This is a genomic window from Lacticaseibacillus parahuelsenbergensis, assembly GCF_030770265.1.
Classification (GTDB): domain Bacteria; phylum Bacillota; class Bacilli; order Lactobacillales; family Lactobacillaceae; genus Lacticaseibacillus; species Lacticaseibacillus casei.
Map to the genome: position 1 here is coordinate 1,026,792 of NZ_CP132482.1, position 22,706 is coordinate 1,049,497.

Genomic DNA, 22,706 nt, shown 5'->3' on the forward strand with positions numbered 1-22,706 from the left:
GAGGACGATCATTTTGACAATTGCAACCCCGTTTCAAAAACGGTGGCAGGCTGATGGCTTTACCGAACAAACGCCGATTCAGGCTGCTGTTTATCAGCCGCTAAAAACCGATGAAGATGTGATTGGCCTGGCACCGACCGGATCGGGCAAAACGCTGGCATTTGGCTTACCGTTATTAGAAAAAATCGTGCCGGGTGATGGCCTTCAGCTGCTTATTTTGGCACCTTCACAAGAGTTGGCCATCCAGACGCGTGACGTGTTAACGCCTTACGCGCAAGATATCCATGTCAACGTTCAAGGCATTATCGGTTCGGCGAACGTGAAGCGGCAGTTGACGCGGCTTAAAGAAAAACCGGAAGTGATTGTGGCGACAGCAGGACGTTTGTTGGAACTGATTCAATCACACAAGTTAAAACTGGCTGGTTTGCAAACACTGGTCGTTGACGAAGCCGATGAGATGTTGCGGGATCCCGGTTTTGCTCAGGTTCGGGAAATCGCTGCGGCGGCTCCGGCCGAAACACAGCTGGCATTTTTCTCCGCCACGCCAAGTCCTTATTTCAGGGAAATGTCTAAGTGGTTTGGCAAAACGCCTAAATTGATTGATGTCCGTGCCATCGATAAAACGCAAGGAACAGTTCGGCATCTTTTCTTGCAAACCGATCGCGCGCATCAAATCGATTGGTTACGTACGCTGGCCCACACCGATGGCTTCAAGGCATTGGTTTTCTTCAATCAAAATGCTTCGTTAGAGCGGGCTGCCGGCATTTTGCGCCATCAAGCCGTACGTTTTGCCGTATTATCGCGTGAAGGTCGCCAAACCAGCCGGCAAAGGGCCTTAACCGATTTTCGGCATGGCCGCGTGACCTTGCTGTTAGTGACCGATATGGCTGGCCGCGGATTGGATATTCCCAAGCTACCGGCCGTGGTGAATTTTGATCCGCCCAAGCGAGCCGAAGTGTATATTCATCGCGCCGGACGCACCGGCCGCATGGGTGAGTCAGGGATAGTCGTGACCTTGGGGGATGATCATGATCGCCGTGACTTGGCCAAGCTGGTACCGCAATATGGGATTCACCGGGCGTATATGGTGGATGGAAAGTTAGTCGACACGCCACCAACACCATCGGCAGACACGTCAAAAGACAACGCCACCGTTGATTCAGCAGCTCAAGTACCTAAGCAAAAGTCAGCACGAAAAATGCTTAAGAAAGAGCAGCCAGCTGAAGCAGCTGAATCCGGCGCAAAGCAACATCGTAAGCACAAAAAAAATCGCGTACGGGATCGGCGTAATAAAGGTAAGCATAAGAAGCTGCCATGAGACGAAATCAGCGGTATGATAGGGACGGAGGGCAGTCATGGAAAGTATGAAGGCGAAACAAATGGCTGCTATGATGACGCTGATGAGTGCAGCCGGTGATGCGCAGAAAGCGACGATGGCAGCGATTGATGCAGCCAAAGCCGATCAAATCGAACGCAGCCGCAAACTGTTGAAACACGCGGATGCGAAGCTGAAGCAAGCTCATCAAGCTCAGACCCAAATGCTGACGTACGAGGCACGAGGTCAAAAAGTTGACGTCACCTTATTAATGGTGCACAGTCAGGATCATCTTATGAGTGCCATGACAATTCGTCGCCTTGCTGATGAGATTATTGATCTTTACCAGCAAGTCCATGCCCAAAAGTAAAACGGGCGGCTATGGCAGGTATCAGCATCACCGTCGTCACCATAACGCGTTCCCCGGCGCAGGGGTCTGCGTGTAAGGACCTTGGTCGCAATGGCCTAAGCCCGGGCCATCACGCCCAAGGCCACTTACACTCCGACCCCTAAGCGCGCCGGCTCACGCTCACAAGCAAGAGAGGTAATCCCCATGAAAATTGAAAAGACATTACAGACACCGGCAGCATTTTTATATAGTAAAATCGTAGCGCCGGTCCAAGCCGATATTATCGCAGCTGGCCATCAGCCAGTTGATATGGCTGAGCTTGGTGGTTTTACCTACCGCAAGCAGTTTCCTGATGGTGAATGGGCACAGGTGAAAGTCACACAAAATGTGATCAATCGCGAATTTGCGATGCTGACAATGACGCGTTTCTCACGGTTCAAAGTCCGTTATTTGATTACGCCGTTGAGTGCTGCGGCTAGTCGCGTTCAGGTGAGTGAAACCGTTCAGCCGATCAACTGGGTTGCCCAGCTGAAGCAAATGATCACTGAGCTGCTCGTAGGCCACAAGCGCCGGCGCAACGTTGGGCGAATGCTCGACTCGATTGAACGGTCGTATCGAACTGCTTAACAAGTAAGTTACGCGTTGAACCATTGTTACTAGCAATGAAAGTTAATGACAACAAAAGTCTTCTGCTCGCTGGTGCAAGTGGAAGACTTTTTCTATTCTCTATTTTTCGGATATATTACATGTTGGCTTATATTTCCGAGTTCCTATTTTTAAAAATACTTGATTTTTTAAAATTGAGGGCGATAATTAAAGAACAATCAGCAATATTTATGGAATTTAAAGAATGAAGGTGGCGACGCGTGAGCTATTTACCATTAAGCAAATTTAAGTACAACAATAATGGCACGGGCAGAAAGAGCCCTCAGGAAATTGATGCTGAATATCGACTCAGACTTTCAGGGCCGTCAACGGTTACAACTACGCTCTTTCCTGTACTTGAAAACCCGGCTCTGTTGGATCTCGCGGCCGCAGAAAATAAAGCGATTTCTGTCGCGAAATATCCTATATTCTTTGTCGAGACACATGACATCAATCTCCTTATGAGTCGTATTCAGAGTCATTCGGCGACGATTGTCAGTTTAGCCAATCATCAGCAATTGCCTCCTGTTGCGATTAGAAGTTATTTAAAGAAGCTTTTGAGTAACGAGATTATTTTTACGAACGAAATCGAAGGCGTTCAGACAAATCCTAAGGAAATTGGAACCATCATTGGTAATTTACAGCAGAAGCCTGGTAGAGTTGAGAAACGGTTGGAGTCTACCATTCGGAAGTATCATGATTCGGCCACTGGTAGAATGAGGCAGATTAACGGGTTGAAGGATTACCGTGACATTTGTGATGAGTTGCTAAAAGGAGAAATACCAGACGCAAAGTTGCCCGATGGTAAATTATTTAGGAATAAATTTGCATTTATTGGTACAGATGCTCACGCTGTTCATATAACGCCTGTTACCGAAAACGAAATTGAAGTGGCCTTGGAACAATTAATCATATTTATGAACAGTGATGATTTGCTTACCCTTGAAAAAGCGGTTATCACGCACTTCATGTTCGAGAATACGCATCCATTTTTGGATGGAAATGGCCGTACCGGACGATATTTGCTGTCATCGTATCTTTCAAGTAAGCTCGATCCATTTACGGGTTTATCTGTTTCAACTGCTATCCACAACAATCTTTCGACCTATTATCGGCTCTTTCAAGAAGCTGATAATATTGAAAACAGGGCAGAGCTAACATTCTTTCTAAAAGGGATGTTAAAGATTATCGAAAGTGGTCAAACAGACGTTATAAATGAGCTGGAGTCGTCTAAGGAACAGCTGCAATCAACTAGCAAAAAGTTGTATGCGAAGTTCACTGATCTAGATGACGTGATGAAGGAGGTCCTGTACGTTCTTCTTCAATCGTATTTATTTACCGAAAGCATCACTTATGGTATACAAGATCGTGATATTGTTGAAGTTCTTAAGCGAACCCCTAACTCGATTCCGAGAACACGAACTAAACGTGCCATTGATATGCTGGAAAGTAAGAAAATGATTACAAGCGTTTCAAAAAATCCACTTCAGCACGTCATAAGCAAAGAAGTGTTAGCCGAAATACTGCCATCAAAATGATTGCAGACTAACAAAGGCACTGAACCGTTTGAGATTTATTACTATTTTTATTGGTTTTTTTACCGTGTAAGCAAAAGGCCTTCCTGAAAAACACAGACGGAAGGCTTTTTGTGGATTTTATGTTAGTCGATTTTGGTATGCTATAATGATGCGGCAGGAGAGAATCGAACTCTCAACCTACGGCTTAGGAGGCCGGCGCTCTATCCGATTGAGCTACTACCGCGGAACATTCACAAGTTTAAACTAAAGCTGCGTTTAGGGCAAATTAATCAGAGCGCGAACTGGCGCGGTTAGAAGTCGAAGTGTAAGTGGCCTCAGGCGTGATGGCCCGGTCTTGGCCATTGCGCCTGAGGTCCTTACACGTAGACTTCTGCGCCAGTGAGCGCGTTTTCGCGGCAGTGTCGGACCGAGCTTCCCCACAAATTAACTAACAATTGCTAACAAGGTCCTTAAACGCAGATTTCTGGGCTGGCAAACGGTTTATGGAAGCAAAATGAATGGCAAAAAAAGCGCCAAGCAACCTGTCATTCTTATGCTGTCAATGATCGGTGAATAACCTCATCTCCTTCAGCAACACGTTAACTGATCCAAAATCCACCCATACCAAAGGAGGATGCCCACATGCAAGCTTTCATGAATGTTTATGTCCCCGGCTGGTTGATCTTCATTGGTGGCATCCTGATGATCAGCGCGGTTAACGGCGCAACCGTTCAAGCCATGGTAAATCATGCCGGCCGATCGAACACGCAAATCTGGTACATGAAGCCGGGCATTTTTGTTCATGAGCTGTTGCATGCGGCTGTTGCGCGATTATTTGGGTTACAGGTGACGAATTTTTCGTTGCGGGCTGATCCGTTGCAAGGCAGCGCCGCACATGTCAGTTTGCGTTATGACAGGCATGATCCGCTTGCCCAGCTGGGGTTGTTTTTATCCAGCAGCGCACCGGTTTGGGGCATCAGCGTTGTTCTTCTGGTCCTTGGTCGGTGGGCGTTTTTCCCGGCAGGCAATCAGGTGTGGCAAGTGCTTGCGGCTTCATCGAGCCTCAGTGAAAAATGGGTCATGATGCGCGGCATGGTGGCGATTAACTGGCAGTGGTTGGCTATTTTTCTAGTCGTGACCTTGATTTTGACGCCAGGTGTCGCTTTATCGCATCGCGACCTGCAGAATATGTGGCAAAGTGCACCGGTGGCTTTTTTAGGCACTATCGTCATTTTCTATCTCTTCCTCACGTTTTGGCCAGCTGGCTTTGCGTGGTGGACTTTGTTGAATTTGAATTTATTACTACTGGATTTAATGGTGTTAGGCTTTAGTCTGGTTATTTGGTTTGTAGTCAATTTGCTTTAAATACGGCAATTTGTGGTAGGGCGTCACATTTCGCAGTTAATACTTTTGAAAAGGGCATCTGCTATAGTTATCAAAATCTATAATTGAGGCAAGCAAAAACCGGTTAGGAGGACAAGTATGGTTGTCACGCAACCAACAACGATTTTAAAAGAAAAATTTGGCTACGATCATTTTCGAACCGGCCAAAAACAGGCAATTGATCGCGTGATGGCAGGAGAAAGCACCCTAGTCGTGATGCCGACCGGTGGTGGTAAGTCGTTGTGCTATCAGGTGCCGGCTATGTTACTGCCGGGATTGACATTGGTGGTGTCGCCTTTGATTGCCTTGATGAAGGATCAGGTTGATGCATTAAATGACAATGATATCCCAGCGACGTTTATTAACAGCACGCTTGATTTTCAGACAATTAACGAGCGACTGGATCAGGCAAAATCGGGGCAGATCAAGTTGTTGTATGTGGCTCCAGAACGATTTGACAACGATTGGTTTGTGCAGCAACTTGCCGCGACGCATGTGGCGCTTTTTGCGATTGATGAAGCCCATTGTATTTCACAGTGGGGACATGATTTCCGGCCAAGTTATCTGAATCTAGCCCAGGTCGCTGCCCAGTTGCCAGCACATCCGCCTGTGATTGCCTTGACTGCAACCGCTACGCCGCGGGTCAGTCAGGATATTTGTCAACGTCTGATGATTCCGGATGATGGGGTCATTAATACCGGATTTGAACGCGATAACCTTAGCTTTAAAGTGGTTCGTGATCAGGACGAAGATCGTTATCTGCTGGATTATCTTAAACTCAATGTCGATCAATCCGGCATTATTTACGCGAGCACTCGCAAAGAGGTGGATCGCCTCTATACGTTCTTAGAACATAAAAAGTTACCAGTGGCAAAGTATCACGCCGGTATGACTGAAAAGCAGCGGGCAGCCAATCAAGAAGATTTTCTGTTCGATCGCAAGCCGATTATGATTGCAACGAATGCATTTGGCATGGGCATCGATAAAAGCAACGTTCGTTTTGTCATTCATGCCCAAATTCCCAAGGATTTGGAGTCTTATTATCAGGAAGCCGGGCGTGCCGGACGGGATGGCCTTCCAAGCGAAGCCATTTTGTTATTCAAGCCGCAAGATTTACAGGTACAACGGTTCTTCATTGACCAATCCGAAGGCGACGAGGCGCACAAACAGCGGCAATACGACAAACTAAAAACAATGGAACGTTATGCCAATACCGACCAGTGTCTGCAACAGTTTATTTTGGATTATTTTGGGCAAACGGGAACTAAGCCATGCGGCCGCTGCTCTAATTGTCTTGATGATCGCGAATCGGTTGACGTGACCATCGATGCCCAGAAGGTGTTGTCATGTGTTGTGCGGCTACACGAACGATTTGGCAAGGGCGTTGTTGCCCAAGTACTTGCAGGGGCGCACAATCAGCGTGTCTTGTCGTTTCACTTGGATCAGCTGTCTACATACGGCTTGATGCAAAATCGCCGTCAGCGTGACATCACAACGTTTATCGACTTTTTGACGGCTGGTGGGTATCTTGAGACCCGCGGCGGCCAGTATCCGACACTTGGGCTTACCGCCAAAGGAGCCGAGGTTTTACGCGGCCAGGCAACTGTTTTCCAGAAAACCGCGCAGAAAGCGAAGCAAACACTGGAAGTCGATGACACAGTCTTCCAGGAATTACGCAGTACTCGGCGTCAGTTGGCAGAACAACAGCATTTGCCGCCTTACATGATTTTTTCGGACAAAACGCTAAAGGCGATTGGCGGCGCGATGCCGCAAACGATGGACGAGTTTTTGGCTGTTAAAGGGGTCGGCCAAGCCAAACTCGACAAATACGGTCAAATCTTTTTGGATGTCTTGAAGGCGATCCAGCCGGAAAAAGCGCAAAGCTAAATCGACTGGCATATCACTCAAAAACCGAACCAAGGCATTTTCGCAATTGTTGCAAAATGCTTTGATTCGGTTTTTTTAACGCTGCTATGATGCTGGACACTACGCCCAGTCGCCGTTGCGGAAGATGGGTACCACAGTGCCGTCAGGTTTAATGCCATCAATGTTCATGTTGGCGGAGCCCATCATGAAGTCAACATGGGTAGGACTTTGATTTAAGCCGGCTGCCCTTCGTTGTTCGGCGTTCATTGCCACGCCGTCTTTGACTGAAAATGGGTAGGCTTGGCCGAGTGCCATGTGGTCTGACGCATTTTCGTCATAAAGGGTATTGAAGAAAATGAGCCCGGATTGCGAGATGGGGGATGGATCCGGCACCAGCGACACTTCGCCTAGTGAACGGGCGCCAGGCGTTTTGAGTAGGTTTTGCAAAACATCATTCCCCCGATCGGCATGGGCGTTCACAACTTGCCCGTTTTTAAACGTAAATTGCATGCCTTCCAGGATCTGGCCGCTGTAGCTAAGGGGCTTGGTCGAAACAACCGTGCCGTCGATTCGCCGGAAATCCGGAGCCGTGAAGACTTCTTCCGTTGGCATGTTGGCCATAAATTCTTCGCCACGCGGATTGAAGGCGTCACCGCCCTTCCAAATGTGATTCTTCGGCAATCCAACGACCAAATCCGTCCCCGGCGCCATGTAATGAAGTTGATCAAATTGTTCATTCGTCAGCCATTTCGCCTTTGCGCTCAATTTCTGATCGTGCGCTTTCCAAGCGGCTTCTGGATCAGGCTGGTCAATGCGGGTGGTTTTGAAAATCGCTTCCCACAACTGGTCAGTTGCTTCTTGCGGTGTTTTGGCGTCTGGAAAGACTTTCTGCGCCCATGCCGGACTGGCAGCACCGATAATCGTCCAGCTAATGCTCATTGAGCTGATGGCGTTCATCAGGCGTTGGTAGGCTTTCGTGAAAGCTTCCTGGTATTTGGCGATTCTTGTCGGATCAATGGCCGCCAAATTGTCCGGATCACTCGAGATGACAGTGATCCGTTTGGCTTGATGATCGACCCAGTAATCAAATTGACCTTTAACAAAAGGCGGAATATTGAAAAGGCGATCCTCGGCCATATGTGCCATGTCTAGGCGTTTGAGCGTATCGTCAGACCACTGAACCTGAACTTCCGCCGCACCGCGTTGATAAGCGGCGGCAACAATCAGGCGGGCAAGCGGGGCCTGGTCCACGGCAATCTGCAAATAGACGGTATCGCCGGGTTTGACGGCAACACCAATGTCCACCGCCAGATCGGCGTATTGTTTAAGCTTTTCGTTAAAGTTGGCTAATGGCATAATGGGATCCCTCCAAGTAGTTTGGCAACAGTTTACCATAGTCAAATCGCTGACTGACGTAAGATGCTTCGGGCTGGTATCAAAAAATGTCAAAATAAATTAAGAAAAACTGAAATTTCTTTATGAATTCTGTTCCTTTATGCTTTCATCTCTGGTAAAATAACAGCAAGGCACGGGGTATATCTTTTGGAGTGGAGATGTTGCCCCAAGTGTCTAAAATTTAGTTGTGTGCAAGTTAGTTTTAAATAACTTTTAAAGAAAGTAAGGGGAACAATATGGCACGAAAGAAAACTATCACGCATGATCAGATTCTCAACGCAGCATATGACCTGGTTGTGGAACAAGGCTTTAAGAGTTTTACTGCACGGAATATTGCAAAGAAAATGAACTGCTCGACCCAGCCGATTTATTTAGAATTCAAGAATATGGCTGAATTAAAGCAAGCGGTCATGGATCGTATCAAAGAACTGTTGGCATTGAAAATGGCGAAGCATTATACAAATGATCCGGTTGTTGACTTGGGGTTAGCGTACATTTATTTTGCTTTAGAAAATCGTCCGCTGTATCGGGCAGTTTTTGTTGAAGATCATTTTGGGGTTGACGAGATGCGCGAATATGCGATGAGCACAGCTATGCGCGTCTTTGATGCTTATGAACCTGCTAAGAACTTAAGCGAAGCGCAATTGCGTAACACGATTTGTGGGGTATGGATTGTCGCAACAGGGATTGCTAATTTAATGGCACCTGGCTTCATCGATATCACCCGCGATCAGATGGTCGACATTTTAACCGCCGTAACGCAAGACTTTATTGTCAATGGCCGGTTTTCAGACGACCCGCGAATCTCATGGTTTGAAAAAGCCCAAATCGCACAAGGCTATTAAACGATAAACTGGGGAACATCATTTTGCCGTGTGCCTTGTTGTCGATAAAACTAATGTGAATAAAACCTGCTTGCCAATTGACCGGTGTAAGGTCGCGTGCAAGCAGGTTTTTTGTTGCTCCAGCGCTCACAGTACTGGAAAACCGCTCAACAATGCGCTATTTTTGACTTACCAAGTGTTATCCTAACAAAATGAAACGGACAGCACCTAAAACCAAGAAGGAGTCAGTTATGGGAAGTTCATCCGACCTTAAAGAATTATTACGCGAGCGAGTCGCAGCTAAGTATACGATTGATGATTTGAAGGAGACGGGGAAAAAGATTCGAGAAACCGCCCCGATTGAGAGCCTCGCTGCCGTTAGTAAAATTGATCGTGATCCAGTTCAGTTTATTAATAGTGTGGAACAGAATTTGACGGAATCGCTATTGCCAATGCGTCACCAGCGAATGGGTGCATCGCAGGCGGCCTTTTTCCGTGGCACTGCCGAACTGATGGCATATGATTTGCGCCAAGGTGAGAAATCGGGGATCAATCTGTTAATCGATGGCGATGCGCACTTACAAAACTTCGGCTTTTACGCCTCACCGGAACGGAATTTGCTGTTCGACCTCAATGACTTTGACGAAGCCCAGATTAATAGCTTTGAGTTTGATATCAAACGTTTACTAACCAGTGTTTATCTGCTGGGCGATCAGCAGGAGTTTGCGGCAGATAAGTTAGATGAGCTGGTGCAAACCGATGCCAGCATTTATCGCAAAACCTTACGGGATCTCTTCAAGCTTGGTGCCTTGGATCGCTTCTATCAATCCACTGAGGTCAATCATCTTATGCAGGAAATTCCCGGCGCAGAAGACTCGCAATTGTTGGCGAAATTCGTTAAGAAAGCGACAAAACGCAATAATGATTCTGTCGTTAAAAAATATACCCTGACAACTGATGATGGCCACATGCGGTTCAAAGACGATCCGCCGAGTTCCGTGCGGCTTGACCAAGCAACTTACCAGGCGATTTATGATGGGTTTACCCAGTATCGCAAGACCACGCGTTCGGATATTCTGGTTTTGTTAAGCCAGTATCGAATTACGGATATTATTCACCACAGCGTCGGTATTGGTAGTTTCGGGACGAACTGCTACTTAGTTTTGCTCAGCGGCTTAGGCGGCAGTCATTTAGTCCTGCAGGTCAAGGAAGCATTACCGCCACGGCCAGAATTATTACCGCACACCGAACGCATCACGTTGCAGCAGGAAGTTAGCCAAGGACAGCGAATCATTGCCGCGCAGATGATACTTCAAAAAGCCTCTGATCCTTTTTTAGGTTGGTTTAACGTCGGCGATAAAAGTTTTTACGTCCGCCAGTTTCGAGATATGAAAGGTTCGGTGGATCTGGAGGAACTTAGCTTTATTGAATTTCAGTATTATACCCAGATGACGGCGTATCTTTTGGCCATGGCACACGCCCAAACACCCCAAGCAGCAGTCGTCACTGGTTATTTGGACAAGCATTTCGACAGCACAGTTCAGCGGTGGAGTAAGTGGTATGTGAATCAGGTTAAAGCCGATTATGCCGCTTTTCTGCGCGCAGTTGACTCACATCTTCTGGCATAAACGGCAATGCACCATTTCGAGTGCTGTTATTATTCGATTGATTGATGAATCAAAATAAGTTTTGCTTGTTTTTACTGGATTGACTCTGGCAGAATTAAAGAGAGCTTTAATCGTTAGTAGGAGGGAGGGTAAAGCATGGCACGGAAAAAGTATCGCCAAAAGCGACCGTTGCTTTCAGCGGAACAACAGGACATGATTCGTTCAGGCCAGATGGCGTTAGCAGAGATGAAGTTGCCGCGCCGGACCAAGTTTTGGGTCTTTGTCCGCTTGGCAATGAATCGTGTGGCTGAATCCAACATCGGCCAAAGCGCGGCGGCTATCGCCTACTATGCGTTATTATCGCTCTTTCCTTTGATCTTATTTGTTGCCAACGCCTTGCCATACCTGGGGCTGACTTACAGTAGTTTAGCAACTTATTTGACACAGGCGGTGCCTTCGAATGTGATGAAGTGGCTCGATCCGGTGATTGCCAATTTATTGAACACAAGTAGTGGCGGGTTATTGGGAATCGGTGCTGTCGCCACATTGTGGGCTGCTAGCCTAGGCGTGAATGGCCTGAAGATGGGCTTTAATCAGGTTTATGGCGTAGATGCCACGCAGAATTTCATTATTCAACGGTTGTTGTCGATGCTGATGACTTTTATGCTGATTATTGTGATGGGCACGATTTTAATTGTTTTTGCATTTGGCCGCCAATTTCTCGAGTGGTTGATTCCTTTGCTACGCTTGAACGATGATTGGCTAAAAACATTTAATACCTTACGTTGGCCGGTGACGGTTACGGCATTATTCATCATCATTATGTTTCTTGATTACTTTTTACCGAATGTCAAAATCAAAATATGGACGGTGCTGCCAGGCACTGCATTCACAGTGATTGGCTGGCTTCTGATTGCCCAAGCCTTTTCGTTGTATATGCATTATTTCGGCACCCGTTACCTGTCTTACGGCACTATCGGTACGTTTATTGCGATTATGTTGTGGCTGAATTTTTCGTCATTGGTTTTATTGTGGGGTGCGGTGATCAATGCGCTGACGGCAGAGTATTTCATCGGTCGGCTTCATCGCAGTAAGGGAAAAGTCCACGACTTTGTGAAGCGGCGGGTGAAAACGCCGCGGCCAAAAGAGAAATCATAATGAATTCAATTTGCCTTCAGCGGCACAATAAAAGGCTCGCGCGACAATCTGCGCGAGCCTTTTGGGTTCAGTTTATTTTATTGCATAGATTTGAATTTTTCGACTAACTGTTTGGTGAAGGCTTCCAGATGCTTGATGTCGTCTTCTTCAGGAGAAAGATCGATTTTAACATTCTCGGCTCCCTTGGTTGCGCCGGTTTTGGCGAACGCCTTGTCGAAATCATCGACAGACGTAGCGAAGTCGTCATAGAACCGGTCGCCGCTGCCGCAACAGCCATACACTTTACCGGTCAGGTCGAGATCCTGAAGCTCTTCATAAAAATCAACGGCTTCATCAGGTAACTCGCCGTCACCAACATCCGAATAGGTGTAAGTTGCCGTCACACAAATATCAACATCTTCAAAATCGCTAGCCAAGGCTTGTGAGACTTCCGTGGTCGTGACATCGACATTCAAATCTTCAAAAGCCTCTTCAACAATACTGGCGATGTCTTCATTGTTACCGGTTAGGCTGGCATATACAATTCTCGCGCTTGCCATTCTCTTTCTTCATCCTCCTAAAAAACAGCCCTCGAATTCCGATGACGGCGAGGCTGTTGTTCTTGCTCATTTGCCTGATTATAGCATAGGGTGACAGCTTCTGGGCGATTCATTCATCACAATGGCTGCACTCGCGCTCTTTTCCAATTAATGCTACACTAATTGCGAGTTAAAATCGTATTGGAAAGCAGGCAAGAAGTTTGATTACCATCAAATCAGCACGTGAAATTAAAGGCATGGCCAAGTCAGGTGCCATTTTAGCAGCCATGCATGTTGGCTTGCGCGATATTATCAAGCCGGGAATCTCCAGCTGGGAAATTGAAAAGTTTGCCAAAGAGTTTTTTGAATCCCATGGTGCCAAAGCAGAGCAAGTAGGTTTTGAAGGCTACAAGTATGTGACCTGTGTCAGCATTAATGATGAAGTTGCTCATGCCGTTCCGCGTAAGGGACTGAAATTAAAAGACGGCGATGTGGTGAGTGTTGACACGGTCATCAGTTGGCATGGCTATTTTAGCGATTCCTGCTGGACGTATGGTGTCGGCAAAGTCTCAGAAGCTGACCAAAAGCTGATGGATGTGACCAAGAAGTCGTTATATCTTGGGATTGATGAAGCGGTCGTCGGTAATCGAATCGGTGATATTGGCGCGGCGATTCAGACCTATACGGAAGATGACAACGGTTATGGGGATGTTCGTGAGCTTGTGGGTCATGGCATTCAGCCGACGATGCATGAAAGTCCGAATGTGCCGCATTATGGCGTTCCTGGCCACGGCTTGCGGCTCAAGGCAGGCATGACCATTACGATCGAACCGATGATCACGGAAGGTACCTGGAAGATTAAGGGCAAACAGGTGCCAGGCGATACATGGGAATACTATGTTACGGCTGATGGCAGTAAATGTGCCCAGTACGAGCATACCCTTGTGATTACGGATAACGGTCCGAAAATTCTGACCTCACAAGGTGATCCGATTGATGCCAAGTATCAATTGACCGAAGACGATCTAAAGACGCTTCCGGAATAATGGGATTCGCCGTTAGCCAGACCAAGGCATGACGAACGGTTAATCAGAACCAGCCATCACGGAACCTGTAAGCAGGAAGCAGCCATTTGTTTCCTGCTTTTGTTGTTTTATTTGGCCAAGTATATCGCTTTTAGATACCGTGCTGGCGGATAATAGACATTGCAAGGACAAGAGAAAAGAGGGACGATATGGCAGCTCAGGAAGCATTGATCTCGGTCATCATGCCGGTCTATAATGCCGAAAAGTATCTGGCTCAGGCACTGGATAGTTTGCTGGCGCAGGATTATTCGAATTTTGAGATCATTTGCGTGGACGACGGGTCAGTGGATACCAGTAAGATTATTTTAGCAGCCTATGCTCGCCAGAATGCGCGAATGCATGTTGTTCGGGTTAAAAATGGTGGCCAGGCCCGCGCGCGGCAGGTTGGCATTGAACACGCCAAGGGCTCGTTTCTCGCTTTCATGGACAGCGATGATCTGGTTCACCCCCAGTGGTTATCAACTATGGCAGAAGGAATGCAAACGCCGCGGGTCGATATGACGGTGGTCAATTACTATAACTATATTGGCGGCACTAAAATTAAAGCCCGGTCGTTTCACGCGCCTGTATTTACAATCGAAGGTGATGACAAGTATCGGTATTGGCTTGAGGACCATGATCTGCGTGGCTATTTATGGAATAAAATGTTTCGCGCCGATTTATTTAAGGAGCCAGTACCGGTTGCCAACTTTAATTTGCTTGAAGATGCTTACTTCATCGGCCAACTCTTGCCGCGCATTGATCAAATTCATTTTGTCGACCAACCGCGATATTACTACCGATTTAACGCGACTAGCAGTGTTCACGCCAAATTTCAAAAACGTGATTTGGAAGCCATTCATCAACTGGGAGCAGTGTTTCTGACTCTCGCCCGGGAGAAACCGGAATTGACCTCGCTGGCCGTGCGTCGATACGCAGCGTTGAGTTTGTTTGTGTTATCGAAAATGTCGCCGCGCCAGTTAGTGGCTAACTGGGGATATGCGCAGCAGCTGGGAATGGTGTTGGCGCAGTATGCCCGCGAATTTCAGGGGATTATTTCAGCAGGGGATGCCAATGCGTTGGCGTCCGACAAGCCGGGAAAGGCGAGCCTTTTAGGTAAGTTGCGCGCCTGGTCGCATTTGTTAGGTTTGCCAACGTTTGATGACTTGAATAAGCTGGCTGGTCGTGAAAATGATGAGCCTAAGAAGGAGTCATGATGGATCGTTCATGTTGAGGGAGGAATTTGTTCTATCTCAGGCATGTGCTTATTGGAGACTCTCTCTCCATAACGCGCTCACCGACTCCTAACCGCGCCGGTTCGCGCTCACAAAAAGCAGCCGTCACCTTCTTTCGAGGGCAATGGCTGCTTCATATCGATCATCATGGAAAATGGGGTGCCGTGTTGGGGGAGGTCAGTTTTGACCCTTTACTTTACGCGGGCTTTTTTTCGGTGGTGAAGAGGTCGGTGCTGTTGGTTTCGGTTACCTTAGCACTGACCGGTGTGGCATAGAGGTTCATGCCTTCCTTTTTGAAAGCCTGTGCCTGAGCAACAGCGTCGGCGAATTGCTGCGCCTGTTCAACCGTGATCTCGGCATCGTATTTGTTGATCCGAATGCTTGTGGCTTTACCAGCTTCGGACTTGAAACTAAAAATCAGTGTTTTCATCAATAATCCCTCCGATTAACTTAGGCGACGACAGCAGCTTGTTGTTGCAAGACGGTGCTGGTCAGTGTTGCGTTTGGATAAAGCTTCGCAAACGCTTGACCGATTGCCAGCAATTCTTCGTCTTTGGCATTAGGGTCAACGTTGTTCATCCGACGTACCTGCTTGAATGCTTCGTTCTCCGGGTCGGTCAGGGTATAAACAATCGTTTGGCGCGTGATATTGCGGCTCATGGTGATTCCTCCTTATAATGAATGACTGGTTTGTTAACAACTCGGCCGATATCGATTAACAGTAGTTTGATTGGTAAGGCGTTTGTTTTGCCTTACACTGATATAAATTGCTAAGGGAGATGATTTGACAACGCGGTGAGGAAAAATTTTAACGTACAGCAGCACTGAAGGTACGCAATCTGTGACATGACAATTATCAAAGGAGATAGAATGACAAATCGAGCAGTCGTCTTTTGTGTAAAAGGTTTACATATTATGCTGACAGCTACGGCGATAACATCTTTAATCAAGCACTATAAATCAGCCCATCCGATGAAAATACTTGTGATAATGGAGGGCGGGTATCAAGAAGATATCGACTTCATTCGCCAGATGCCGCAGTTGTATGGCAAAGAACAAGTATCGATTGACTTTTGGACGCCGCCTTACGATATGATGGAAAAAGTCTCGGATCATTTTGAAACAGGCACAAAATTGCCGAAAATGGTCCTTTGGCGGCTGTTGCTGCCTTATTATTTCCAGGCGTATGATCAGTTGGCTTATTTGGACAATGATGTGCTGGTCACAACCGATGTAAATGAACTGTTTGATCAGCTAACACCGGAGGACATCCTTGGTGGGGTTTTAGATTACGAAGATGCCACACACCCGAATCATAATCGGGCAAAGGAATTTTTCCTGCCTAGTACGGACCAATACATCAATGCGGGAGTATTTGTGGCTAATGCCCGCGCTTATCGGGCTTTTGCGCCGTTTGACAAGATGATGGCCGCTATCAATCGGCGTAATTACCCGTATGGTGACCAAAATATTATCAACGTTGTCTTTTATCAGCACATTCATCTGTTGCCGTGGCGGTTCAATCTGCAATACGATGATCGGTTACTGGATAAGTATGAACATTTGGCACCGCAACGGGTCAATGAGATAAGGAGCCAGTTGGATCGGCCCGGGATCATTCACTTTGCCTCGAATGGCTATTTTCCCATGCCGTGGGATAAGTTTACGCCAACCACGCATTGGGAAAGATTGTGGTGGCAGACGTTTGCTGAGATTAAGAAGAAACAATTAGCCTTTTTGAATCCTGGGCAGCAAAAATGATAAGAGGCTTATTTCTCCATTTCTAAGTGCTCCTGCTCCCGCTCTTGCAGAAAGTCTAATGTCTGCTAAAATAATTAAGGTATTTCTTTAAAAAGGGTAAGGTTTTTGCTGACTAACATTTTTGTCACTTAAGGTCGGCTATACTTACAGTCGGATTCCTTCTGGGGTCCTTGATTAATGAAAATTGAAGGGTTCTGATTGTGTGATAACAGCGCAGGCGCCAGGCAAACTTTATGTTGCCGGTGAATACGCGGTGGTCGAAACCGGCTTCCCGGCAATCATTGTGGCATTGGATCAATTTGTCACTGTGACGGTCGAAGCCGCGAAGCATTTCGGCAGTATCGTGTCTGAACAGTATCAAGAAAACTCGTTATACTGGCAACGCCAAGGCGACGAAATGGTTTTTGATAACCGGGATAATCCATTTCATTACATTCTCTCGGCGATTAAATTAACAGAGCAGTATGCGCGTGAATTAAATAAACCGCTTGCTTTATACAAGCTTTATATTGATTCGCAACTGGATGCCAAAGACGGAAAGAAGTATGGTTTGGGGAGTTCCGCAGCGGTGACAGTCGCGACGATCAAAGCGCTTGCCAAGTTTTATGATTTGAAGATGTCCAAAGACCAGATTTATAAGCTTGCGGCCATTGCCCACCTCGATGTTCAGGGTAATGGCTCTTTAGGTGACATTGCTGCATCGGTTTATGGTGGATGGATCGCTTACCGCTCGTTTGACAAAGCATGGTTGGCGGCTGCCAGAAATCAGATGTCACTGGCAGATTTGATCAACGCTGACTGGCCGGACTTGTCGATTGAGTTGTTAACGGCGCCAGCAGATATGCAACTACTGGTTGGCTGGACCGGTTCGCCAGCATCGACATCACAATTAGTCGATAAAATCACCTTGGCTAAAGCCAAAAAGCCACAACTTTATCAACAGTTTTTGACGGCAAGTCGCGAGACACTTGAGAAACTCATTACCGGCTTTAGGGAACATTCGCTCAGTCATATTCAGGCTGGCATTCGCCGTAACCGTGAATTGTTGGACGAGTTGGCACACTTTTCCGGGGTTGCGATTCAAACGCCGGCTTTGCGGCAATTAGTGACGCTGGCTGAAGAAGCAGGTGGCGCTGCCAAATCGTCAGGAGCAGGCGGCGGCGACTGTGGGATTGTCTTGATTGATTCCCATCAGGCCATTCAGCCGTTGTTGGCGGCTTGGCGAAAGCACCATATTGAACCGCTGAAGTTCAAAGTCCATGAAATTAATGATTAACAAAAATCCCGGTCATTTTGACAATAACCGAGATTTTTTTATTTTTTTGCGATGAAGTCATGAATTCTTTCTTAGAATTAGCGGAATCGTGTACTCTTCGCAAGCGGTTTCTAGTATAGTAGAGTAGGTAGTCAAATTAGTAGAGAAGGGACTTGTATGCGTGTGAAAGTTCGTAAAGCAGTCATTCCGGCAGCCGGGCTTGGGACCCGTTTTTTGCCGGCAACAAAAGCGTTAGCTAAGGAAATGTTGCCAATTGTTGACAAACCGACCATTCAATTCATCGTTGAAGAAGCTAAAGCCAGTGGGATTGAAGATATTCTGATTGTTGAGGGTAAACAAAAGCGTTCGATTGAGGACCATTTTGATTCGGCTCCTGAATTGGAACAAAATCTAAAAGAAAAACATAAAGATGCCTTGTTGCAGCTTGTTCATTCAACCACCGATATCGGGGTTAACCTGTTCTTCGTACGTCAGCCATATCCGCGTGGCCTTGGGGATGCCGTTCGGTTGGCTAAGTCGTTTGTAGGCGACGAACCATTCGTTGTGATGCTTGGTGACGATCTGATGAATGACAAGGTTCCGTTAACCAAACAACTGATCAATGAATACGATAAGACCCATGCCTCGATTCTTGCCGTTAAGAAGGTTCCGCATGATGAGGTATCGGCTTACGGCGTCATCGATCCTGAAAAAGAAGTCTCCAAAGGCCTCTTCAACGTGAAGAAGTTCGTTGAGAAGCCTGCAGTTGCAGATGCACCAAGCGACTTGGCGATCATTGGCCGTTACTTATTGACACCGGAGATTTTCGACATTCTTGAAAGCCAAAAGCCGGGTAAAGGAAACGAAATCCAGCTGACCGATGCCATTGACACACTGAATCAAACGCAACGGGTCTTCGCCCATGAGTTTACCGGCGATCGATATGATGTCGGCAACAAATTCGGTTATGTCAAAACCAATATCGAATATGGCTTAACCCATCCAGAAGTTAAGGATGAGCTGCGGGCTTATATTCTTGATTTAGCCGCGAAACTGCAGTCTGGCAAATCTGTTGGCAAACCGGCAAATAAAAAGTAACCTAGCAGAAGTGGTTATCGATGGCCCATCAGGAACAAAAGGGTAAGGCTAGTTGTCTTACGATAAAGTACTCTTGTTCGTGGGTGTCGGTGGCAGCTTAAATTTAGTTTTCGATAGTAGCTTCATTTCAGTCAGGAACAAGTGGCTGAAATGAAGCTTTTTTTTTGTGGGCGATTCCAGCTGCCATTGGTGTTAAGTCATAGTGGATACAAAACCGGTTAATAAGCTGATTGGGTATATTAAATAACTTTTGAATTATGAATACGGCTTGTGTCAAATCATTCTTGCAAGCATTTTCAGTTGCCCTTTTTAATTTAACTATAAGTTATTGAAAATGTTGAAATGACGGAACTTATAAATGATTAAACTGAAAATTGACTTAAAAAATAAACCGAGGTAATAACTGTTAAAAATTAAAACTGTCAGATATAATATAACATAAGTTTGGTTAATCCAAACATCGAGGAGGGAGATGGTACCGGAAGTCACTGAAATTTGTGTTCGTTAATGGCCGTCTAATCCAGTGGAAGCGTTGCAGGAGGATTTTACAAGTATGAATTTCTTCATAAACGCATCAATGCCCAAACAAAAGTCGGGAATTGAACATGCGGAACTGGCTCGCTTTAGACTCTTTAATGCCCATCACGTTGAGTCGCGTATCGTGATTCGCGACTGGGATCCACAACTCCACATTCACGCCAAAGAGGCTGGGATTGCGGATCGACAGCTGATTGGCATGTTTGACTATTTTCAAGAAGCGTTAGATGTCCCTCCCAAAAAGGTTGTTACGTCAGAGCTTGACTTTGGGGTCATGAATACACACGTGCAACATGAGGAGATGCGGGATCTGGTCTTCACGGCACGCGAGCAGCTAGTTGCACGGGTTAATTTAAATGACGACAGGACAGTTCAGTCGGTTGAACTCTTTGACGGTTTCAACAATCTTTTTCGGGTCGATCACTATGACAGTCGCGGTTTTGTATCACTAAGTCAATGGTATACACCAGACAACAAAATCGGCACGGAGACTTGGCAAACGCCTGCCGGAAAAACGGTCTTGGAAACTTTTAATAAGGATGACGCGGTTGGCGAGCGCCAAAAGTCAGGCTGGCGATTGATTGATCGGGATGGAACTGTCCGTCAATTTGATACGATTGAGCGTCTGACCAAACATTTTTTTGATTTACTTAACGAGACTTTTTGGTCAGAAACGACACCGAATATTTTTGTGCTTGATCGCTCACATTTAGGGGATTGGGGCTTGCTCCATCTGAAAAGGCCAGCCTATACGGTGTTTTATTTGCACAACTCACATGCCAGCGACTCACAAGATCCGATGAATGCCATTTTGAACAACTTTTATGAGTTTGGCATGCACGCCATGAACGGTTACGATGCCGTGGTTTCAGCGACTCACCGGCAAACTCGGGACGTCGAGGCACGGTTTTCGCCGCAGACAAAACTGTTTACCATTCCTGTGGGCATTATTCCTGATCGACAGCTAGCCGAACCACGAATTCCTGTAGCAAGGCGGCAGTTTGGCAAAATGGTCGTTTTTGCCCGTATCGCTTGGGAAAAACGCCTTGATGATCTGGTGCGGGCTATTGGTATTGTGCATCGCGCGATACCTGCTGTCAGCTTAGATTTATACGGGTATGCGGATCCTTCGGAAAACTTCAAAGCGCGGCGAGCGATTGAAGCGGCGATCAAAGAGAATCACCTGGAAGAGGTTGTGAAGTTTAAAGGTTACACCACTGATGTTGCAGAAGTTGAAAATCATGCCATGATGTATGGCCTCACGTCGCGGATGGAAGGATTTAACCTGGGTCTCATGGAGGCCATTTCACACGGATTGATCGGGTTCACGTACGATGTCAATTATGGACCCAATGAAATTATTGAAGGTGGGATCAACGGTCGAATTGTGACTAATGGCGATTACAAGGCGTTGGCAGCCGCCATACTTGATGTACTGCGCGATCCGGAACTGGCACAACAATATTCGAACGGTGCTTATGATTCGGCAGAGCGGTATTCAGAAACCAATGTATGGCAGGCTTGGCAAGCGCTGCTAAAGGATGCTCAGTCAAAGTGGCCTAGCAAGTTACAGGCCATGCCAGCATTAGTGCACAAACAATGAGGAAAAAGGCATGAATTATTTTATCGGCAACGATATTTTCATCATGAATTCCGGTACCGAGTTTTCCCAAGCGCAACGAGTTCACCTTTTCAAAGGTATCGGCCTTCGTGCGCAGTATGTGACACGCAACTACAATCCGTTGTTAGCCCATAATCGCCTTGATTTAGGGCTACAAGCAGAAGATGTGCTCAATATGTACGATTTTTTCCAAGGAACAATGGATGTGCCGCGGCGCGAACAAAATCTACGCCTCCTGTCGCAGATTCCTCTGGATGAATATCATTTGATTGCACATGGCCCTAACGAAACGACGATTAACGAGGCTGGTCGAGAAATTGCCAAGATTCAGGTCATGCCGGGGACTGTTGGTTTGGTTCATAGCATCACGTATTTGGATCGTTTTAATAATCCAACGGTTAGAGAAAACTTTGATTGGCGCGGCTTCAAGTCGTCAATCGACTATTTTCATCCGGATGGCCAGCTTGCCGTCCAAAAATTTTTAAATCTGGCAGGTAAAACGATTCTCGAAGTAACGCATATGAATATTGAGGGCAAGGTTCAGCCGACAATGTGGAAGCTTTTGGATTATAAAGGGCGTAACTTTCGGTTTAATCTCGAAGACCAGCTGTTTTTATTTTTCCTGAATGAACTGACGGCTGCGCATCCGCATAGCCTGTTGATTTCTGATCGGCGCGATTTGGACTATGTCGTGGCAAGTGTCCAACAAGCTGGTAGCAAGTGGGCATACTTGCATGACGTGCCGTTGCGGCGGTCGGGCAAGCATGCTGACTGGCTGCCGGCTTATCAACCGTTACTTGAAGAGCACCGCGCAGATTTTGACGGGCTCATCGTTGCCACTGTGGCGGAACAAAAAGATTTGCGCGCACGTTTGCCGGCTCTGCCAGTGATTGTTGCGCCAGATACCTATGTTCCGCGCAGCCTGAAACCAATCAACGAAGCAAAACGCGATCCGCATCTGATTTTGTTTGTAGGACGACTCTCGCCAGAAAAACGTCCTGATCAGGCGATCCGCGTTTTATCCAAAGTTCACGAAACGCTTCCCGATGCCAAGCTTGAGTTTCGGGGTTATGCGATTGATCAAGACTATCTCGAGAAGCTCAAGGACTTAGCAAAAAAAGAAGGTATCCGCGAGCAGGTGGTCTTTGCCGATTATGTCACTGGCGATCAGCTGGCAAACGTCTATGAAAAAGGAAGCGTCATCTTGCAGACTTCCCGAAACGAGGGCTTTGGGATGAACCTGTTAGAGGCAATGAGTTATGGTGTTCCAATCGTTGCTTACGATACTCCTTATGGTGCAAGAGCGTTGGTTGCGGATGGCGTCAATGGCTATCTTGCTAAAAACGGTGCCATAACGGATATGGCAGCAAAAGTGACAAAGATTTTGTCGGATCGGAAACTATGGGAACAAATGCACACTGCCGCATTGAAAAAACGAGGAGATTTCTCGCAGGCAAATGCCGAAACGGCTTGGAAAAAGGCGATGAAAGACATCCGGGAAACTGCGAGTTCTGATCTCTCGGCATCGCTGACGTCCAAGGCGTTAGGGAGGAATTAG

The 22,706-nt window shown here is 46.8% G+C and carries 20 protein-coding genes and 1 tRNA gene; 16 read left to right on the forward strand and 5 right to left on the reverse strand.

The window, feature by feature from the left end:
• The first annotated feature begins 13 nt into the window (after nucleotides 1-13).
• The 4 genes from LACPH_RS04975 (at nucleotide 14) to LACPH_RS04990 (ending at nucleotide 3,847) form a co-directional block, all read left to right on the forward strand.
• A complete protein-coding gene (locus tag LACPH_RS04975) occupies nucleotides 14-1,318 on the forward strand; it encodes a DEAD/DEAH box helicase (RefSeq protein ID WP_274784676.1) in 1,305 nt (434 codons plus the stop codon).
• Nucleotides 1,319-1,355: 37 nt separating this feature from the next.
• Nucleotides 1,356-1,685, forward strand: coding sequence for a PTS lactose/cellobiose transporter subunit IIA (locus LACPH_RS04980; protein WP_274784677.1), 330 nt, complete (start codon nucleotides 1,356-1,358; stop codon nucleotides 1,683-1,685).
• 183 nt (nucleotides 1,686-1,868) lie between these two features.
• Entirely contained in the window at nucleotides 1,869-2,291 is a 423-nt protein-coding gene (locus LACPH_RS04985) for a DUF3284 domain-containing protein (protein WP_087913240.1), read from the forward strand.
• A 239-nt stretch (nucleotides 2,292-2,530) separates the two neighbouring features.
• On the forward strand, nucleotides 2,531-3,847 hold the full coding sequence (locus LACPH_RS04990; RefSeq protein WP_274784678.1) for a Fic family protein: 1,317 nt from the start codon (nucleotides 2,531-2,533) through the stop codon (nucleotides 3,845-3,847).
• Nucleotides 3,848-3,996: 149 nt separating this feature from the next.
• Here the strand turns inward: LACPH_RS04990 and LACPH_RS04995 are convergent.
• Nucleotides 3,997-4,070, reverse strand: a tRNA-Arg gene (locus tag LACPH_RS04995).
• Between the two features lie 398 nt (nucleotides 4,071-4,468).
• On the opposite strand from LACPH_RS04995, the gene LACPH_RS05000 reads away from it, so the two are divergent.
• Together LACPH_RS05000 and recQ are read left to right on the forward strand one after the other, a co-directional pair.
• The gene (locus tag LACPH_RS05000) at nucleotides 4,469-5,191 is read left to right on the forward strand and encodes a hypothetical protein (RefSeq protein WP_274784679.1); all 723 of its coding nucleotides are present in this window, start codon (nucleotides 4,469-4,471) and stop codon (nucleotides 5,189-5,191) included.
• Nucleotides 5,192-5,308: 117 nt separating this feature from the next.
• Nucleotides 5,309-7,096 (forward strand): DNA helicase RecQ, encoded by a 1,788-nt coding sequence (recQ, locus tag LACPH_RS05005; RefSeq protein ID WP_274784680.1) that lies wholly within the window; start codon nucleotides 5,309-5,311, stop codon nucleotides 7,094-7,096.
• 99 nt (nucleotides 7,097-7,195) lie between these two features.
• Here recQ and LACPH_RS05010 read toward each other — a convergent pair whose 3' ends face one another.
• The gene (locus tag LACPH_RS05010; RefSeq protein ID WP_274784681.1) at nucleotides 7,196-8,431 is read right to left on the reverse strand and encodes an aminopeptidase; all 1,236 of its coding nucleotides are present in this window, start codon (nucleotides 8,429-8,431) and stop codon (nucleotides 7,196-7,198) included.
• Between the two features lie 275 nt (nucleotides 8,432-8,706).
• Here LACPH_RS05010 and LACPH_RS05015 point away from each other — a divergent pair, with 275 nt between their 5' ends.
• From LACPH_RS05015 to LACPH_RS05025, 3 genes are all read left to right on the forward strand, one after another.
• Nucleotides 8,707-9,315, forward strand: a complete 609-nt coding sequence (locus LACPH_RS05015) for a TetR/AcrR family transcriptional regulator (RefSeq protein WP_010489114.1) — start codon at nucleotides 8,707-8,709, stop codon at nucleotides 9,313-9,315.
• Between the two features lie 230 nt (nucleotides 9,316-9,545).
• Entirely contained in the window at nucleotides 9,546-10,922 is a 1,377-nt protein-coding gene (locus LACPH_RS05020; RefSeq protein ID WP_274784682.1) for a DUF2252 domain-containing protein, read from the forward strand.
• A gap of 135 nt (nucleotides 10,923-11,057) precedes the next feature.
• Nucleotides 11,058-12,059 carry a YihY/virulence factor BrkB family protein gene (locus LACPH_RS05025; protein ID WP_274784683.1) on the forward strand — a complete coding sequence of 334 codons (1,002 nt, stop codon included), beginning with the start codon at nucleotides 11,058-11,060 and terminating at the stop codon, nucleotides 12,057-12,059.
• A gap of 77 nt (nucleotides 12,060-12,136) precedes the next feature.
• Here LACPH_RS05025 and LACPH_RS05030 read toward each other — a convergent pair whose 3' ends face one another.
• A complete protein-coding gene (locus tag LACPH_RS05030) occupies nucleotides 12,137-12,598 on the reverse strand; it encodes a flavodoxin (RefSeq protein WP_010489109.1) in 462 nt (153 codons plus the stop codon).
• A 200-nt stretch (nucleotides 12,599-12,798) separates the two neighbouring features.
• On the opposite strand from LACPH_RS05030, the gene map reads away from it, so the two are divergent.
• Together map and LACPH_RS05040 are read left to right on the forward strand one after the other, a co-directional pair.
• Nucleotides 12,799-13,623 carry a type I methionyl aminopeptidase gene (gene map / locus LACPH_RS05035; RefSeq protein ID WP_025013679.1) on the forward strand — a complete coding sequence of 275 codons (825 nt, stop codon included), beginning with the start codon at nucleotides 12,799-12,801 and terminating at the stop codon, nucleotides 13,621-13,623.
• Nucleotides 13,624-13,811: 188 nt separating this feature from the next.
• Nucleotides 13,812-14,858 (forward strand): glycosyltransferase family 2 protein, encoded by a 1,047-nt coding sequence (locus LACPH_RS05040; RefSeq protein WP_274784684.1) that lies wholly within the window; start codon nucleotides 13,812-13,814, stop codon nucleotides 14,856-14,858.
• Nucleotides 14,859-15,072: 214 nt separating this feature from the next.
• Here LACPH_RS05040 and LACPH_RS05045 read toward each other — a convergent pair whose 3' ends face one another.
• Nucleotides 15,073-15,306 (reverse strand): DUF2922 domain-containing protein, encoded by a 234-nt coding sequence (locus LACPH_RS05045; RefSeq protein WP_274784685.1) that lies wholly within the window; start codon nucleotides 15,304-15,306, stop codon nucleotides 15,073-15,075.
• Nucleotides 15,307-15,326: 20 nt separating this feature from the next.
• Complete coding sequence (locus LACPH_RS05050; RefSeq protein WP_047105908.1) at nucleotides 15,327-15,536, reverse strand: DUF1659 domain-containing protein; 210 nt, start codon at nucleotides 15,534-15,536, stop codon at nucleotides 15,327-15,329.
• A gap of 210 nt (nucleotides 15,537-15,746) precedes the next feature.
• On the opposite strand from LACPH_RS05050, the gene LACPH_RS05055 reads away from it, so the two are divergent.
• From LACPH_RS05055 to LACPH_RS05075, 5 genes are all read left to right on the forward strand, one after another.
• A complete protein-coding gene (locus LACPH_RS05055) occupies nucleotides 15,747-16,637 on the forward strand; it encodes a glycosyltransferase family 8 protein (protein WP_274784686.1) in 891 nt (296 codons plus the stop codon).
• Between the two features lie 202 nt (nucleotides 16,638-16,839).
• Nucleotides 16,840-17,913 carry a phosphomevalonate kinase gene (locus LACPH_RS05060; protein WP_049173046.1) on the forward strand — a complete coding sequence of 358 codons (1,074 nt, stop codon included), beginning with the start codon at nucleotides 16,840-16,842 and terminating at the stop codon, nucleotides 17,911-17,913.
• A 162-nt stretch (nucleotides 17,914-18,075) separates the two neighbouring features.
• Entirely contained in the window at nucleotides 18,076-18,990 is a 915-nt protein-coding gene (gene galU / locus LACPH_RS05065; RefSeq protein ID WP_010489094.1) for a UTP--glucose-1-phosphate uridylyltransferase GalU, read from the forward strand.
• Nucleotides 18,991-19,543: 553 nt separating this feature from the next.
• A complete protein-coding gene (locus tag LACPH_RS05070; protein ID WP_306387368.1) occupies nucleotides 19,544-21,130 on the forward strand; it encodes a glycosyltransferase family 4 protein in 1,587 nt (528 codons plus the stop codon).
• Nucleotides 21,131-21,140: 10 nt separating this feature from the next.
• Nucleotides 21,141-22,706 carry a glycosyltransferase gene (locus LACPH_RS05075; protein WP_306387370.1) on the forward strand — a complete coding sequence of 522 codons (1,566 nt, stop codon included), beginning with the start codon at nucleotides 21,141-21,143 and terminating at the stop codon, nucleotides 22,704-22,706.